Source organism: Pseudobacillus badius (genome assembly GCF_002189605.1).
Lineage (GTDB): Bacteria > Bacillota > Bacilli > Bacillales > Domibacillaceae > Pseudobacillus > Pseudobacillus badius.
Genome location: NZ_MWMM01000002.1, coordinates 432,804 through 446,837 on the forward strand (window position 1 = coordinate 432,804; position 14,034 = coordinate 446,837).

General features: G+C 44.7%; 18 protein-coding genes. 4 read left to right on the plus strand and 14 right to left on the minus strand.

Annotation, left to right across the window (positions count from 1 at the left end; genetic code table 11):
- Window positions 1–76: 76 nt before the first annotated feature.
- Genes B1A98_RS05295 through B1A98_RS05330 form a run of 8 tightly spaced genes read right to left on the minus strand, consistent with a single transcriptional unit; the run spans window position 77 to window position 5,082 of the window.
- Window positions 77–829, minus strand: a complete 753-nt coding sequence (locus tag B1A98_RS05295) for a class I SAM-dependent DNA methyltransferase (protein WP_063385522.1) — start codon at window positions 827–829, stop codon at window positions 77–79.
- Window positions 826–1,182, minus strand: a complete 357-nt coding sequence (gene rsfS, locus B1A98_RS05300) for a ribosome silencing factor (protein ID WP_041097361.1) — start codon at window positions 1,180–1,182, stop codon at window positions 826–828. Before rsfS ends, B1A98_RS05295 begins: the two co-directional genes overlap by 4 nt.
- The gene (gene yqeK / locus B1A98_RS05305; RefSeq protein ID WP_063385521.1) at window positions 1,182–1,754 is read right to left on the minus strand and encodes a bis(5'-nucleosyl)-tetraphosphatase (symmetrical) YqeK; all 573 of its coding nucleotides are present in this window, start codon (window positions 1,752–1,754) and stop codon (window positions 1,182–1,184) included. Before yqeK ends, rsfS begins: the two co-directional genes overlap by 1 nt.
- Window positions 1,744–2,316, minus strand: coding sequence for a nicotinate-nucleotide adenylyltransferase (locus B1A98_RS05310; protein WP_063385520.1), 573 nt, complete (start codon window positions 2,314–2,316; stop codon window positions 1,744–1,746). Before B1A98_RS05310 ends, yqeK begins: the two co-directional genes overlap by 11 nt.
- Window positions 2,313–2,606, minus strand: a complete 294-nt coding sequence (gene yhbY / locus B1A98_RS05315) for a ribosome assembly RNA-binding protein YhbY (protein ID WP_063385519.1) — start codon at window positions 2,604–2,606, stop codon at window positions 2,313–2,315. The genes B1A98_RS05310 and yhbY overlap by 4 nt, the downstream gene beginning before the upstream one ends.
- The gene (gene aroE / locus B1A98_RS05320; RefSeq protein ID WP_063385518.1) at window positions 2,593–3,441 is read right to left on the minus strand and encodes a shikimate dehydrogenase; all 849 of its coding nucleotides are present in this window, start codon (window positions 3,439–3,441) and stop codon (window positions 2,593–2,595) included. Before aroE ends, yhbY begins: the two co-directional genes overlap by 14 nt.
- Window positions 3,442–3,457: 16 nt before the next feature.
- Window positions 3,458–4,564 (minus strand): ribosome biogenesis GTPase YqeH, encoded by a 1,107-nt coding sequence (gene yqeH / locus B1A98_RS05325; protein WP_063385517.1) that lies wholly within the window; start codon window positions 4,562–4,564, stop codon window positions 3,458–3,460.
- Complete coding sequence (locus tag B1A98_RS05330; RefSeq protein ID WP_063385516.1) at window positions 4,561–5,082, minus strand: YqeG family HAD IIIA-type phosphatase; 522 nt, start codon at window positions 5,080–5,082, stop codon at window positions 4,561–4,563. The genes yqeH and B1A98_RS05330 overlap by 4 nt, the downstream gene beginning before the upstream one ends.
- A gap of 369 nt (window positions 5,083–5,451) precedes the next feature.
- Between B1A98_RS05330 and B1A98_RS05335 the strand changes: the two genes are divergently transcribed.
- Window positions 5,452–5,589, plus strand: coding sequence for a sporulation histidine kinase inhibitor Sda (locus tag B1A98_RS05335; protein ID WP_061786744.1), 138 nt, complete (start codon window positions 5,452–5,454; stop codon window positions 5,587–5,589).
- Window positions 5,590–5,622: 33 nt separating this feature from the next.
- Here the strand turns inward: B1A98_RS05335 and B1A98_RS05340 are convergent, their stop codons facing one another.
- Window positions 5,623–6,402: a phosphatidylserine decarboxylase gene (locus B1A98_RS05340; protein WP_041097375.1), complete on the minus strand. Its 780-nt coding sequence runs from the start codon at window positions 6,400–6,402 to the stop codon at window positions 5,623–5,625.
- Window positions 6,403–6,523: 121 nt separating this feature from the next.
- On the opposite strand from B1A98_RS05340, the gene pssA reads away from it, so the two are divergent.
- Together pssA and sigK are read left to right on the plus strand one after the other, a co-directional pair.
- Window positions 6,524–7,063, plus strand: a complete 540-nt coding sequence (pssA, locus tag B1A98_RS05345; RefSeq protein WP_063385515.1) for a CDP-diacylglycerol--serine O-phosphatidyltransferase — start codon at window positions 6,524–6,526, stop codon at window positions 7,061–7,063.
- A gap of 1,260 nt (window positions 7,064–8,323) precedes the next feature.
- Window positions 8,324–9,034, plus strand: coding sequence for an RNA polymerase sporulation sigma factor SigK (gene sigK, locus B1A98_RS05355; protein ID WP_063385513.1), 711 nt, complete (start codon window positions 8,324–8,326; stop codon window positions 9,032–9,034).
- 327 nt (window positions 9,035–9,361) lie between these two features.
- Here the strand turns inward: sigK and mtnN are convergent, their stop codons facing one another.
- A complete protein-coding gene (gene mtnN, locus B1A98_RS05360; protein WP_041097383.1) occupies window positions 9,362–10,063 on the minus strand; it encodes a 5'-methylthioadenosine/S-adenosylhomocysteine nucleosidase in 702 nt (233 codons plus the stop codon).
- A gap of 130 nt (window positions 10,064–10,193) precedes the next feature.
- On the opposite strand from mtnN, the gene B1A98_RS05365 reads away from it, so the two are divergent.
- Window positions 10,194–10,397 (plus strand): DUF2536 family protein, encoded by a 204-nt coding sequence (locus tag B1A98_RS05365; protein ID WP_041097385.1) that lies wholly within the window; start codon window positions 10,194–10,196, stop codon window positions 10,395–10,397.
- Window positions 10,398–10,518: 121 nt separating this feature from the next.
- Here the strand turns inward: B1A98_RS05365 and B1A98_RS05370 are convergent, their stop codons facing one another.
- The 4 genes from B1A98_RS05370 to B1A98_RS05385 all read right to left on the minus strand — a co-directional run bounded on the left by B1A98_RS05370 (window position 10,519) and on the right by B1A98_RS05385 (window position 14,026).
- A complete protein-coding gene (locus tag B1A98_RS05370) occupies window positions 10,519–11,178 on the minus strand; it encodes a YrrS family protein (RefSeq protein WP_063385512.1) in 660 nt (219 codons plus the stop codon).
- A 267-nt stretch (window positions 11,179–11,445) separates the two neighbouring features.
- Window positions 11,446–11,916: a transcription elongation factor GreA gene (greA, locus tag B1A98_RS05375; protein ID WP_041098219.1), complete on the minus strand. Its 471-nt coding sequence runs from the start codon at window positions 11,914–11,916 to the stop codon at window positions 11,446–11,448.
- 206 nt (window positions 11,917–12,122) lie between these two features.
- A complete protein-coding gene (udk, locus tag B1A98_RS05380; RefSeq protein WP_063385511.1) occupies window positions 12,123–12,758 on the minus strand; it encodes a uridine kinase in 636 nt (211 codons plus the stop codon).
- 5 nt (window positions 12,759–12,763) lie between these two features.
- The gene (locus B1A98_RS05385) at window positions 12,764–14,026 is read right to left on the minus strand and encodes a peptidase U32 family protein (RefSeq protein ID WP_370511055.1); all 1,263 of its coding nucleotides are present in this window, start codon (window positions 14,024–14,026) and stop codon (window positions 12,764–12,766) included.
- Window positions 14,027–14,034 lie beyond the last annotated feature (8 nt).

Sequence of the window (14,034 nt, forward strand, 5' to 3'; positions counted from 1 at the left end):
AAAACGACCTTTTGAGGCGGCTCCTTTTCTCTGCCTGTTTTTATTTCAGAGACTTGTTGGACAGGCCTCTCTCCATTTATGGACGGACGGAGCCGCTTGTACAAGAGAAGAAAATTCTCTCACTTGCTTCGTCCGGCGGCTGATCAGTAAAATCGGCTGTTATGGCAATGTTGGTAAAACCAGCTTCCTCAAGCCATGCTTTATACTGTTCAATAGCAAATGCACGCTGGACATGCAGCTCATCAAATCGTTCATATAAACCGAGCTTGTCCTCACGAACGAAAAAGGTCAGTTCATGTTCTACGCTATCGGGATACTCTCCATCAAAACAATTCCAAATATAGGAAACTGAATCATCGACAGCCGTGAATGTACCGTCTTTGAAAATCGCACGCATTTTATATAAGGAGTGAACATCAAATAAAAGCGAGCCGCCTGGTTTCAAGTGCTTTTTCACTCCTTGAAACGCACGCTTGATGTCCTCCTCCTCTGTTAAATAATTAAGGGAATCACAGAAAATCGTGACGGCATCAAAAAGACCAAGATCTTCAAGGCTGCGCATATCCTGCTGGAACAGCGGAATCGTCAGCCCTTTGCTGTCCATTTTCTGCCGGGCCGCCAGCAGCATACTGTCTGACAAATCTGCCCCAGTGACATCCCAGCCGGCTTCTGCAAGCCGCCAGGTAAATTCTCCGGTGCCGCATGCAAGGTCTAACACCTTTTTCCCGGATAAGGCCGATGTATGACGCCGAAAAAAAGCAAGCCATTCTCCGTACGGCACATCCTCCATTAAAAAGTCATACACATAGGCGAAGCGTTCATAGGTCATGAAAGTAATTCTCTCTCCACATCCAGCTCCGGAGCATCTCCCCAAAGGCGTTCCAAGTTATAATAAAGCCGCTCCTCACGATGGAATACATGAACAATAATGTCTCCCAAGTCAATTAATACCCATTGTGCTTCATCAAAGCCTTCCATCCGCTTCACTTCATAACCGAGCTCCTCTGCCTGCTCTTTAATCTCACGGGCAATGGCTTGCACCTGTTTATCAGAGTTTCCATGACAGATCATAAAGTAGTCGGCCATAAGCGAAATTCCCCTCATGTTTAGCACCACAATATTTTCTGCACGCTTATCGTCTGCCGCATTAGCGACCCGTTGTAAAATTTCTGGTTGATCCATTAATTAGCCTCCTCTTTTTTCATCGTTAAATCATTGTACGTATGAAAAGTATCCGGATACACCGGCTGATTTTTCTTCATCAAAAACTGAATCGTGTTTTTTAGTGCCTGAATGAGGGCAGCATCCAAATCTTGCTGTGCCAACTCACGTACTTCCTCGACCCCCGGAAAGCGGCGACCCGGTTCAATATAGTCTGCAACATAAACCACTTTTTCAAGCAACGTCATGCCAATTCTTCCTGACGTATGGTAACGGATCGCATTCAAAACAGCTTCATCCGTCACGCCAGCTTCTTTTTGCACTAAATAAGCGCCTACCGGAGCATGCCATAGCTCTGAATGAAAAGAAAGCAGCTGCGGGTCCATTTTTTGCTGCTTAATGATAGCTGCCATCTCCTCTTTGGGGCGGAACTTAGCATAATCATGAAAGATGGCAGCCAGCTCGGCCTTTTGAACATCAGCCCCGTACTTCTCGGCCAGCGTAATGGCGGTATCTACCACCCCGAGAGTATGTGTATAGCGATGCTCGGTTATTTGATCTCTCACTAGCGAGAGTGCCTCTTCACGCTTCATATAGACGATTCTCCTTTATATAAGCGATTACCTTCTCAGGGAGCAAATAGCGCAGCGTGCCACCGCTTGCAGCCCTTTGTCTGAGCATGGTAGAAGACAGATAGATTTCCGGTGTGTCAACCAACTGCACCGGGTAGGGAGTCTCCACAGAATACCCCGGCCGGCGCACCCCGGCAAATGTAACCATCCGGCTAAGCTCGGCAATTTTGTACCATTTCGGCAAGTATTCAATCATATCGCCGCCGATGATAAAGTAAAATTCCGTTTCAGGCTCCTGCTCCTGCAGCGCCTTCATCGTGTCAAACGTATAAGAAGTGCCTTTACGCTCCATTTCTATCAGCTCAAGTACAAAACGCGGGTGCCCGTCAATAGCAGCTTGGAGCATATGGATGCGGTCTTCATCAGTCACACGATGATCCATCTCTTTATGCGGCGGATGATAGTTCGGCATAAAGCGGACCTCATCCAACTGAAGAGCCTCAAGCACCTCATTGGCTATCATTAAATGGCCCAAATGAGGGGGATTGAATGTTCCCCCTAAAATGCCTGCTTTTTTCTTCATCTTGGCAGCTCGATTTTTTTGCTTTCTCTCGATTCTTTATACAGCACAATAATGCTGCCAATGACCTGCACGAGCTCGGCACGGGCTCCTTTCGCTAATAGCTTTGCCACCTCTTGCTTATCTTCTCCGCAATTTTGCAGCACACTGACTTTAATTAATTCGCGCGCTTCAAGCGCATCGGCGATTTGTTTCACCATATTTTCATTTACCCCGCCTTTTCCTACTTGAAAAATAGGATCCAGATGATGGGCTTTCGAGCGTAAAAATGTTTTTTGCTTAGTTGTTAACATAGTTTCCTCCTAGTTGATGTCGTACAATGTCTGCCATTCGTTCAATATCCGGTGTTTGGCCTGTCCATTTTTCAAAAGCGAGCGCTCCTTGGTAAACAAACATTTTCAGCCCATTTTGTATACGGGCCCCCTGTTTTTTCGCTTCCTGCAGGAGCTTCGTTTCAAAAGGATTATAAATAATATCAGAGACAAAGGCGCCCGTCTTTATATTTTCAACAGACAGCGGAGCTGCTTCAATAAGCGGCAGCATGCCGATTGAAGTGGTCTGGATAATAATATCATATGCCGCCAGCTCCGCTTCCGCTTCCTGCGTTGTTTTTACCGTACCAGCAACAGAATAAGGGCAGCTCTCCGCAAGACTGGCTGCTTTTTCAAGCGTACGGTTGGCAATATCGATCTGATGGACCTTTTCTGAAGCCAGCGTATAATAAATGGCACGCGCGGCCCCTCCTGCGCCGATGAGCAATACCCTCTTGTCTTCAAGCGGCCCGCCGCACTCCTCGCGCAGCCCTTGCACAAAACCTGCTCCATCTGTGTTATATCCCGTCCATCCGCCGTTTTCGCGGACGACTGTATTAACGGCGCCGATTGCCTTCGCAAGCGGATCAATTTGGTCAAGCAAGGGCATAATCGCTGTTTTATGGGGAATTGTCACATTAAATCCTTGCACACCGATCGCCTTCATGCCATGAACAGCAGCGGCTAAATCAGCCGATTTCACATGAAAAGGCTGGTAATATCCGTCGATGCCAAGCTGGGCAAATGCATCGTTATGCATCAGCGGAGACATGGAATGAGCAATTGGATCGCCTATAACCCCAAATAATTTTCTCACGGCTTCTCTCCCCCTTCTAAATTAAGGATTTCCGCAGAAAGACACTAACTCCCTTTGGCACATAAGCGGCTACTTTGGCGCCCGGTTCATTAATGGTCACCCAGCCAAGGCCTGAAAAGACGACATCCATTTTTTCTTCCTTAATCATGAATTCCTGGCGGGTAAATTCCGGAAAGCCTTCCATTTCCTCTCTGCGCGGCGGAGTAAGCAATTCTCCTGCATGAGAAGCATACAATTCATCTGCTTTCTCGAGCTTTGTCCGATGAATCATTAATTCATTGGACAAATAACACGTGAAGGAACGGCGCCCTCCTGAAAGATAATCAAAGCGAGCCAAACCGCCAAAAAATAATGTTTGCTGCTCATTTAACTGAAAAATCTTCGGCTTAATTTCTTTTTTCGGCGTAATGTATTTTAAGTCCCGTTTATCAACAAAGTGAGCCATTTGATGGTGATTAATGATCCCCGGCGTATCCACAAGAAAATGGCCGTCATCTAACGGAATCTCAATCATATCAAGCGTCGTTCCCGGAAAATGAGACGTGGTAATTACATCCTTGTCTCCCGTTCCCTCTTTAATGATACGGTTAATAAACGTGGATTTGCCTACATTCGTGCACCCAACGACATATACATCCTTTCCATTTCGATAATGATCGATCGCCTCCATCGCCTCTTGCATGGAGGCTCCCTTTGCCGCGCTGACAAGCAGCACATCAATCGGCTTTAAGCCAAGCTCTTTAGCTTGTTGTTTCATCCAGTTAATCAACCTGTTTTTCTTCACTGACTTAGGCAAAAGATCTGCTTTGTTGCCAATCAAAAGAACCGGATTCCTCCCGACAAAACGGTGCAAGCCGGGCAGCCAGCTACCATTAAAATCGAAAATATCAACAATTTTTACAATCAAGCTGTCTGTTTGTCCAAGTGTGTTCAAGATGTTTAAAAAGTCGTCATCCGTCAAAGAAACATCCTGAACTTCATTATAGTTCTTCAAGCGAAAACAACGCTGGCAGACAATCTCTTCTTTTTCCAGAGCAGAAGCCGGCGCATAACCAAGGCCGGCCGGATCTTCTGATTGTACGCTGACTCCGCATCCTATACAAATAATCTTTTCGTTATTCACTTACTTTCCTCCCATTGAATTAAACCTTTTCGTTTAAAGAAGTTCATAATCCGCCGTTCAATCCGGCGGTTGAACCGCGTCCAGAAACCATCCGTCTGGGCGACCGGCACCACTAAAATTGTATAAAAGCCATTTCGGTTGCCGCCAAATACATCCGTCAGCAACTGATCACCGATCACGACAGTTTCTTCCTTTTTCGTGCCTAATATTTTTACAGCTCTTCGAAACGCTTTTCCCATTGGTTTGCGGGCTTCAAAGATGTATGGAATATCAATAGGCTGCGAAAAGGTGCTTACGCGTTTTTGATTATTATTGGAAACAATTAGCACTTTAATGCCTACTTTTTTCATTTCCTTGAACCATTCCAGTAATTCCGGCGTTGCATCGGGGCGATCCCAAGATACAAGTGTATTATCCAAATCGGTAATGATGGCTTTCACCCCTTTGGACTTCAAATATTCTGGTGTAATGTGAAAAATGCTTTTAACATGCTCGCTCGGCAAAAATTTCTTTAACAATCCCTACACTCCGTTCTCTAGGCTTTCATTGCCTTTATCATAGCTGATTTTAGCTGTCGTGACAAAATAAAACGTTAAAACACCCAGCAGTAAACTGTAAATTTTTTTAAAAAATGAAAAATATTTTCCGACATTTTTTTCACTTTTAAAATGTGGATAACTTTATACACATTATCCTTTTAGTTTTCTGCCCTTTCCCCCTACTTAAACACAATCTATCCACAATTTATCCACCTAACTCTGTGGATAAAGGAACACTTGTTCTTTTCGTTTATATTTAGTACAGTGGGGTAGTAAACAACTTGAACCTACCATCTTATGCCACTTCACCTATTATAGACCACTTATTTCTTTGGAGGTGAATAAGACATGCACCGCATCTCTGATGATGTTCTTTTAGAAGCTTATGCAAAAGCACGCAAGCTGGATCTTAGCCGTGATTTTATCTTATTAATCGAAGACGAATTAAAAAAGAGAGCTCTTTACTTCCAAGTACAAGCGCACTAATATAGAAAGCACTCGCTCAAGCAGTGCTTTTTTTTATGCAAAAGTGCCGACGGTCTCACCGACTTTTACTTCGCAAGGCACAGCCAATTGTTCATTCAATCTAAATGTACCTGGCTCAAACAAGAGGACAACCGTAGAACCAAAGTTGAAATAGGCTACCTCTTCCCCTTGCTTCCAGGTTGGTCTGTTATGGGAACGCTCAATCGAGTTAACGAACATCGCTCCTACTTTCACTACAGCCAACTTCCCGCCCTCAAAGGTCAGCTCGGTAATTTCACGGTAATTCTTGGCAAGCGGTGCTTTGCCATATTTCAAACCAGGGCTGTTCACAGGATAAGAGTGCCTGCCAAGCGCCCATGTTTCCGTCACCTGTCCATCAATTGGGCTATGGATTCGATGATAATGGCCAGGGCTTAAATAAAAAACAAGAAACGTGCCGTTTTCATAATCAGCAGCTTTTTCTCTGCTGCCGAGCATCTCAGCTACAGAATAAGGCTTCTCCTTGACTACGATCTCACAGTGGCTTGTAATCACCCCTGTTTCTGCGAGCAGGGCATCAACCGGGCTGACCACTTGGTTTTTCCCGTACTCAATCACCCTTGCTTCGGGCAGCAGCTGACGAATAAAGAAATCGTGAAGTGTCTGGTAATGATCAGCCGGATGGGCCATCTCCTCTTCATTGATTCGGTAAGCTTTAATAAAGGGACGGATCATCGGCTTGCTTACAGAAGAGCTTGTATAGCGCTCCAGCAATCGCGAAGACCATCTTTTATTTGTTAACTCAATAAAAAAACGATATAAATGCCGTTGCACGGTTTAACCTCCAAAAATTTAAAAATCCAATCCACTTTATGGTATAATAGATCATCGTTAAAATATTATTATATAATAAACTACCGGCAGATTTCCTGCTAAATTCGAGGAGAGTGTAAATTTGTTTATTTCTCAAGTCATAGACGTCACTATAAAAAAAATAAAAGCTCAAACAGCTAACGTACTCACAATGGGAAACTTGGCTTTAGGCGGCTTTTCCATCCTGATGACGATGCATGGACAACATCATTTGGGCCTGCTGCTTATTTTTGTCGCCGCTTTAGCTGATCGCTTTGATGGAATGGTCGCACGAAAAATGAATATTGAATCTGAACTGGGCAAACAATTGGACTCTATGTGCGATATTATTTCTTTTGGTGTGGCCCCCGCTCTACTATTATATACCGGCGTATTATCTGAATTCGGCTTCCCCGGCTGGTTTTTCACGGTATTTTATATTGGTTGCGGTGCCTTTAGGCTGGCACGCTTCAATATTTCCGAGAATAATGGCTATTTTCATGGCTTGCCGATCACAGCAGCCGGCTGCTTGCTAACCCTCAGCTATTTAGCCATTCCATATCTCCCAATGCCTTTATTTATGGTTATTATTATTTCATTATCCTTATTAATGGTCAGTCCTTTCAAATTGAAAAAAGTATAAAAACCGGATTCTCCGGTTTCAGTTTATCACCAAACAAACGGGGTTCGGAATGAAATCATTCCGAACCCCGTTCTTTTTTCAAAATAACTTTCAAGCCACCTGAGACAAAAATAAGCCTCTCCAGGTCACTTATTCGGGTCATTTCTAGCCCCTGCCAAATCCATCTGGCTATTGTCTTTAGACTCATGACAGCGGAGATGATCGGCCTCTTACACATCTGCCTCATTCATGTGTAACAAATATCCTTTTAATCACACCAACAGGAGCCATGCTTACAGGGCTCATTTTCGCGTACACCGCTTCCGCCAAGTCATCAATAAAAGCGGCAGCAATCATTCGCTTGAAAGCCCCTTCCTCACCTCAAGCGTTTTATACAGCTATCCTCTTTTTATACAACCTGTTGGTTGGAACGAAAGGCGCGCAGACTCCGGCGGGAGCTGCGGGACAGGCGAGACCCCGCAGGCGCTTTTCGCGCCGAGGAGGCTTGCCGCCCGCCCCGCGGAAAGCGAAGCGCCTGGAATGGAAAGAAACTGGACCCTTCCTCAACAAAAGAAAAAAACGGCTGATTTTTCATTCAGACGTTGGATAACGGCACGATTATTCCAGTTTCAAATAGATATCTCTATACAGCTATCCTCTTTTTATATACCTGTTGATTGGAATGAAAGGCGCGCAGACTCCGGCGGGAGCTGCGGGACAGGCGAGACCCCGCAGGCGCTTTTCGCGCCGAGGAGGCTTGCCGCCCGCCCCGCGGAAAGCGAAGCGCCTGGAATGGAAAGAAACTGGACCCTTCCTCAACAAAAGAAAAAGACGGCTGATTTTTCATTCAGACGTTGGATAACGGCACGATTATTCCAGTTTCAAATAGATATCTCTATACAGCTATCCTCTTTTTATATACCTGTTGATTGGAATGGAAGGCGCGCAGACTCCGGCGGGAGCTGCGGGACAGACGAGACCCCGCAGGCGCTTTTCGCGCCGAGGAGGCTTGCCGCCCGCCCCGCGGAAAGCGAAGCGCCTGGAATGGAAAGAAAAAACTATCCATTCACTCACAAGCTAAAAAGACAGCGGACAGCTTTAATTTTCGTTGACTTCAGCTGCAGTCTGCAACCGGAGTTCTCCGGTTTTTTATCCCCATTTCATGTAAGAGCCGACCCGCTCCTCCCGTTTTTCTCTGGAAATATCCAAGGGACAGGCAAATCAGCCGCTCCTTCCTCATACACTTAGGACAATACCAGATTTATTAAAGGAGGAGGTTCAATGCTCGGCATTCTTGCTGCTTTGTCCTACGCAGTAAAAGAATTACTATTTTTCGTCTCTTACGTAAAAAACAACGCCTTCCCTCAGCCTTTATCTCCTAAAGAAGAAAAAATGTACTTGGAGCAAATGGCGAAAGGGGATGCAGAGGCCCGCAACAAGTTGATCGAGCACAATCTTCGGCTCGTGGCGCACATTGTTAAAAAATTTGAAAATACCGGCGAGGATTCTGAGGACTTGATCTCTATTGGAACCATCGGTTTAATTAAAGGCATTGAAAGCTATTCGGGAGGAAAAGGCACAAAACTGGCTACATACGCTGCACGATGTATTGAAAATGAAATTTTAATGCATTTGCGTGCCTTAAAGAAAACAAAAAAAGATGTATCGCTCCAAGATCCGATCGGCCATGACAAGGAAGGAAACGAAATTAATTTGCTCGATATTTTAAAATCGGAAGACGAAGACGTGCTGGAGCACATTTTATTAACGATCGAACTGAAAAAAGTACTGAAATTTTTGCGCGTTCTGGATGAGCGCGAGCAAGAAGTGATTATTGCCCGCTTCGGCTTAAATCAAAATGATGAAAAAACGCAACGTGAAATTGCTAAAGAACTCGGCATCTCCCGCAGCTATGTATCACGCATTGAGAAGCGGGCCTTAATGAAAATGTTTCATGAGTTTTATCGGGAAGAAAAAGGGAGAGGGCATTAAACAATGAAAAAAACGGCTTCCAGTGCGGAAGCCGTTTTTAATTTCTGTCAAAGTCTTTACATCTTTTTTGCTGCCGCGCTGGCGGCTTAGAGACATTCCATTCAGCCAGGAAGCTGAAGAACACTCGCCCGCCGCCTAGGGCGCCTTCTGCTCTTCTGTTTAATCGATTGTAACTGATACTAATATTCCCATAATTGTAGCAAGCAGCAACCCCATAATCATCATGACCATTCTTCCTCACTCCTTACACAGTCAAAAAAGCTATTTGTTATTAATGTACCACAAAAAGAATAAGTTGTAGCACGCTTTTCACAAATTCTTCACAATTCACTGCCGGGCGAGCCGGTCAACGATACTCACAACAAGATTGGCGGAATGACGGGCTGCTTTCGGCAAAAATTGTTCAAACGAAATGTCGGACTCCTTGCCGGCGATATCCGAGATCGAACGAATGACTACAAATGGAGTGCCAAACTGATAAGCAACCTGGGCGATAGCCGCCGCTTCCATTTCAACGGCCTGTAAGCCGGTGAATTTTTCGCCGATCGCCAGCACACGCTCTGGATCGCTCATAAATGAATCTCCCGTTGCAATCAATCCTTTAACCACTTGTTCCTCTCTGTCTTCTGCTGCGCACTCTGCAGCGATATTCACAAGCTTCTCATCTGCTGCAAAAGCGGCAGGCAGCTGCGGAACTTGGCCATATTCATAACCGAATGCCGTCACGTCCACATCATGATGGCGCACTTCTGCAGAGATCACGACATCGCCTACATTCAGTTCAGGATTTAATCCGCCTGCGGAACCGGTATTAATCACAGCATCTGGCCGAAAGTGCTGCAGCAAAATAGCGGTCGTCATGGCGGCATTTACTTTCCCAATGCCGGAACGCAATAAAACCACATCAGCTCCGTTTAATGTGCCCGTTGTAAACTCGCTGTTGGCAATCGTTTCTACCTTCCGATTTTCCATTTGCTCACGCAAAATAACTACTTCTTCTTCCATTGCTCCGATAATGGCTATTTTCATTTTATATTCCTCCGTTTTTTGCACTTACCTGTCCCATTTTAACATTTTTTCGCCAAAATCGCTTGCCACTTCTGCCTCCTATCTTGTATACATAAAACAGAAGCCAGTTCAACCCGAAAGGAGAAAAACTATGCAGTTCCATCTAGATTTAATTGAAGATAAAGTTGAATTTTTTGAAGCCAGCAGTTTGGCGGCTCTAGAAAAGAAAATCGCTGAAAAAATTGAACAAAACCGAGCGATCCTCCTCAGCGTCCACTCTGTTACTCATCAAATGCAAATGGATGCAGACGGGCATAAACACTTTTCCGCAGTCGTTCACTTTAAAGCGAAGTAACACGGCCCTGACAAAAAAAACGGGCTGTCCCAAAAGGTCATGAAAAATGACTTTTTGGGTCGGCCCCTTTTTCTCGATCTGTTTTTATTTTAGAGACTTATTGGACAGTCTCTCTTGCGTCTTACCGCCCTTTATCGTTATGCTCCAGCTTATACATCTTTTGAGGTTTCCAGCCTTCGCCCTCTACCCAGTTAATGTATACGCGGTAAGCATTATCCTGGTCGCTTTTCTTGGAGACTGTTCCAATTGCCCCTTTAGGGCCGTCTCCGCTAATATACCAAACGACCATCTCTTCTTTAGGAATGCCTGTCGCATAAGATAATGCATCTTTTTTCTCTTCCCAGTCTACTGAACCTGTATCAAAGGAAGAAGTATGCTGTCCTGATTGTGAAGTGCCGATGCCTGTCCAATTTGGATCAATGATTTCTTTTTCAACATTCGGCTCATCACTTTCTTTTTCAATGACTTCGCCCTTGTCTTTCTGTTCTTTATCCTTTTGTTCTTTATCTGTTTGATCTTCTTTATCAGCCTTGTCTTCATCCTCTTCTTTCACATCAGAGGTTTTAACATCGGTGGATGGCTCCTCTTTTTCCTTGGCTGCAGACTGCTGTGTTTCTGTTTTCGGCTTCGGCGGCTGCGGATCTTCATCTTTTCCACCGCCAGAAAAAATAGTAAAGCCTACAACAACAATTAAAAGAACAACGACAGCAATGGCGGTATTTAAAATTCGATTGGTTTTTCTTCGCTTAGATTTTCTTTCTGTACGCGATGATTGTGCCATGTTACGACTCCTCTCTCTTCGGCATCATTCACATTTTATCATGACTGCACTGGAACATGAAGCTATTTTAACCGAAAGCTCCGTGAAAGTGTAGTGTTGTTTTTAGAGCCATTCAAATGCCAAACATCTATAAAGAAAGAAGCGAGAAACGGATGGCCCTTTTTCAGCCCTCAGCTTCCCCTCTGTATCACAAGATGGTCATTGAATGATCGGATTGAAAAAAAAGCGCTAAAGGCCTAGTTGCCTTTAACGCTTTTGGTACGTCTATTATTTAATTGAGACGATTTTCACTTTCATCTCGCCGCCAGGTGTTTGAACGATGACTTCATCGCCCACTTCTTTGCCGAGCAGGCTTTTTGCAATAGGAGAATCATTGGAGATTTTTCCTTCGAACGGATCAGCTTCGGCGCTGCCGACAATTGTGTAAGTTTCTTCCTCTCCATCCGGCAGCTCAATGAATACGACCGTTTTTCCTAAGGAAACCACGTTGCTGTTGTCCTCTTCAATAATCTCAGCATTGCGGATCATTGCCTCAATCGTACCAATGCGCCCTTCTACAAAGGCTTGCTCTTCCTTAGCAGAATCATATTCGGAGTTCTCCGATAAATCACCAAAGCTGCGGGCGATTTTAATTCTCTCCACAACCTCTTTGCGCTTAACGGATTTTAAGTACTCTAGCTCCTGCTCTAACTTTTCTTTCCCCTCTTTAGTCATTGGGTATACTTTTTCTGTTGACAAGTCCCTTCCACTCCTTTTCATCTCGACGCCTTCCTTGGTGCAGGAAAACAATAAACATGAGCAGGCTGTCTCATTTAGAGGAGCTTTACTGCATTCATATATAGAGAAAGCGTTTTCCTCTATATATGAGCGCGCCAATTAAGCCCGCTACAATGGTTGAGACAGCCTTTGTTTTTAAAAGATTATGTCTGTTTCATAAAAAGATACTATAAAATGGCTTTTTGTTCAAGAACCGTTTGAATTTTTGTTACCATCAAATCGATGGCCACATGGTTTTGGCCGCCTTCCGGAATAATAATATCCGCATAGCGCTTCGTTGGTTCAATAAATTGGTTGTGCATCGGCCGGACGACATTTAAATATTGGTCAACAACAGACTCAAACGAGCGCTCCCGCTCTTTAATATCGCGGATCATGCGGCGAATAATGCGCAAATCTGCATCTGTGTCGACAAAGAGCTTAATATCCATTAAATCCCGCAAGCGTTCATCTTCGAGCACAAGAATGCCTTCTAATATAATGACATCTTTCGGCTCCATCCGGACTGTCTCAGCTGAACGGGTATGACGGGCATAATCATATATCGGCTTTTCAACGGCTTCATATCGAATCAGCTTCTCGATATGGCGGATAAGCAAATCATTGTCAAATGCAAGCGGGTGATCATAGTTAGTTTTCAGCCGCTCTTCAAACGGCAAATGGCTTTGATCTTTATAATAGTAGTCCTGCTCAATCACCATAACCGAATGCCCTCGAAAATGTTCGGCTATTGACTTTGTAACACTTGTTTTGCCGGAGCCGGAGCCGCCGGCAACACCGATAACAACTGGCTTCTGGTCCATGAAGTTTATTCAAGCCCCTTTCGCATCATGTTATTCGGATATACCGGTTTGGCTGTTTGAAAACGGATCACTTGCAGCGGATGACGGGCAGCGTCCAATTCATTTCCTTGCTCATCCCAAATCGTGCCCACCGTTTGGGTAAAGTTATCAATTTCCGGTCCGAAAAATTCAATTTCATCTCCAGGGCGGAAAAAGTTGCGCTGCTGTAAAGTGACCATCCCTGTCTCTTCTTCATAATCAAGAACAAGACCGGCAAAATCATGGGAAGCTTTTTTGCCATGCACACCGAATAGCTGCTCTTCAACACCAGGCGTTCCTTCAAAGAAGGCAGGAGCCGCCGGGCGGTTCGCACACTTTTCAAGCTCATCCAGCCATTCTTGGCGGATTTGGAAATTATCCGGGTCTGCACAATACGTATCGATGACTTTGCGGTACACACTGACAACAGTCGCTACATAATGAATGGACTTCATGCGTCCTTCAACTTTTAAGCTGTCGATCCCCAATTCAATAAGCTTGGGAATAGACTCAACCAGCTTTAAGTCTTTTGGACTCATTGCAAAAGGAGAATCATCCTTAGAAAATAGAGCTTGTTCGCCGTTCTCTTCTAAAGAATACAAATCATAATCCCAGCGGCATGACTGACAGCATCCGCCCCTGTTCGAATCACGGGCAGTCATATGATTGCTCAGCACACAGCGGCCAGAATAGGCGATACACATAGCTCCATGAATGAACGTTTCAATTTCGATATCTACTTTTTCCTTCATTTCGCGCATTTCTTCACTCGTTGTTTCCCGCGCAAGGACGACACGATGCAGCCCTTCTTCTTTCCAATATTGCACAGCGCGCCAGTTAGATAACGACTGTTGTGTACTTAAATGCACTTCTACTTTCGGGGCCACACGACGGCATGTCTCAATGATGAGCGGATCGGCTACAATAATACCGGTGATGCCGGCATCCTGCAAACCGCGCAAGTAATCTTCCAAACCGTCGATATTTTCATTATGCGCATAAATATTTGTTGTTACGTAGACTTTTGCCCCATACTTTTTGGCAAACTCCACGCCCTCTTTCATTTGTTCCAATGTAAAGTTTCCTGCATTGGAACGGAGCCCATATTCCTGGCCGCCGATATATACGGCATCCGCTCCATAGTGAATGGCAATCTTTAATTTTTCCAATGTGCCTGCCGGCGCCAGCAATTCCGGTTTTTTTACAATAACCCGCTTTCCATCGACAGTCGTTGAAATTTTCTCGTTTATAACCGCAC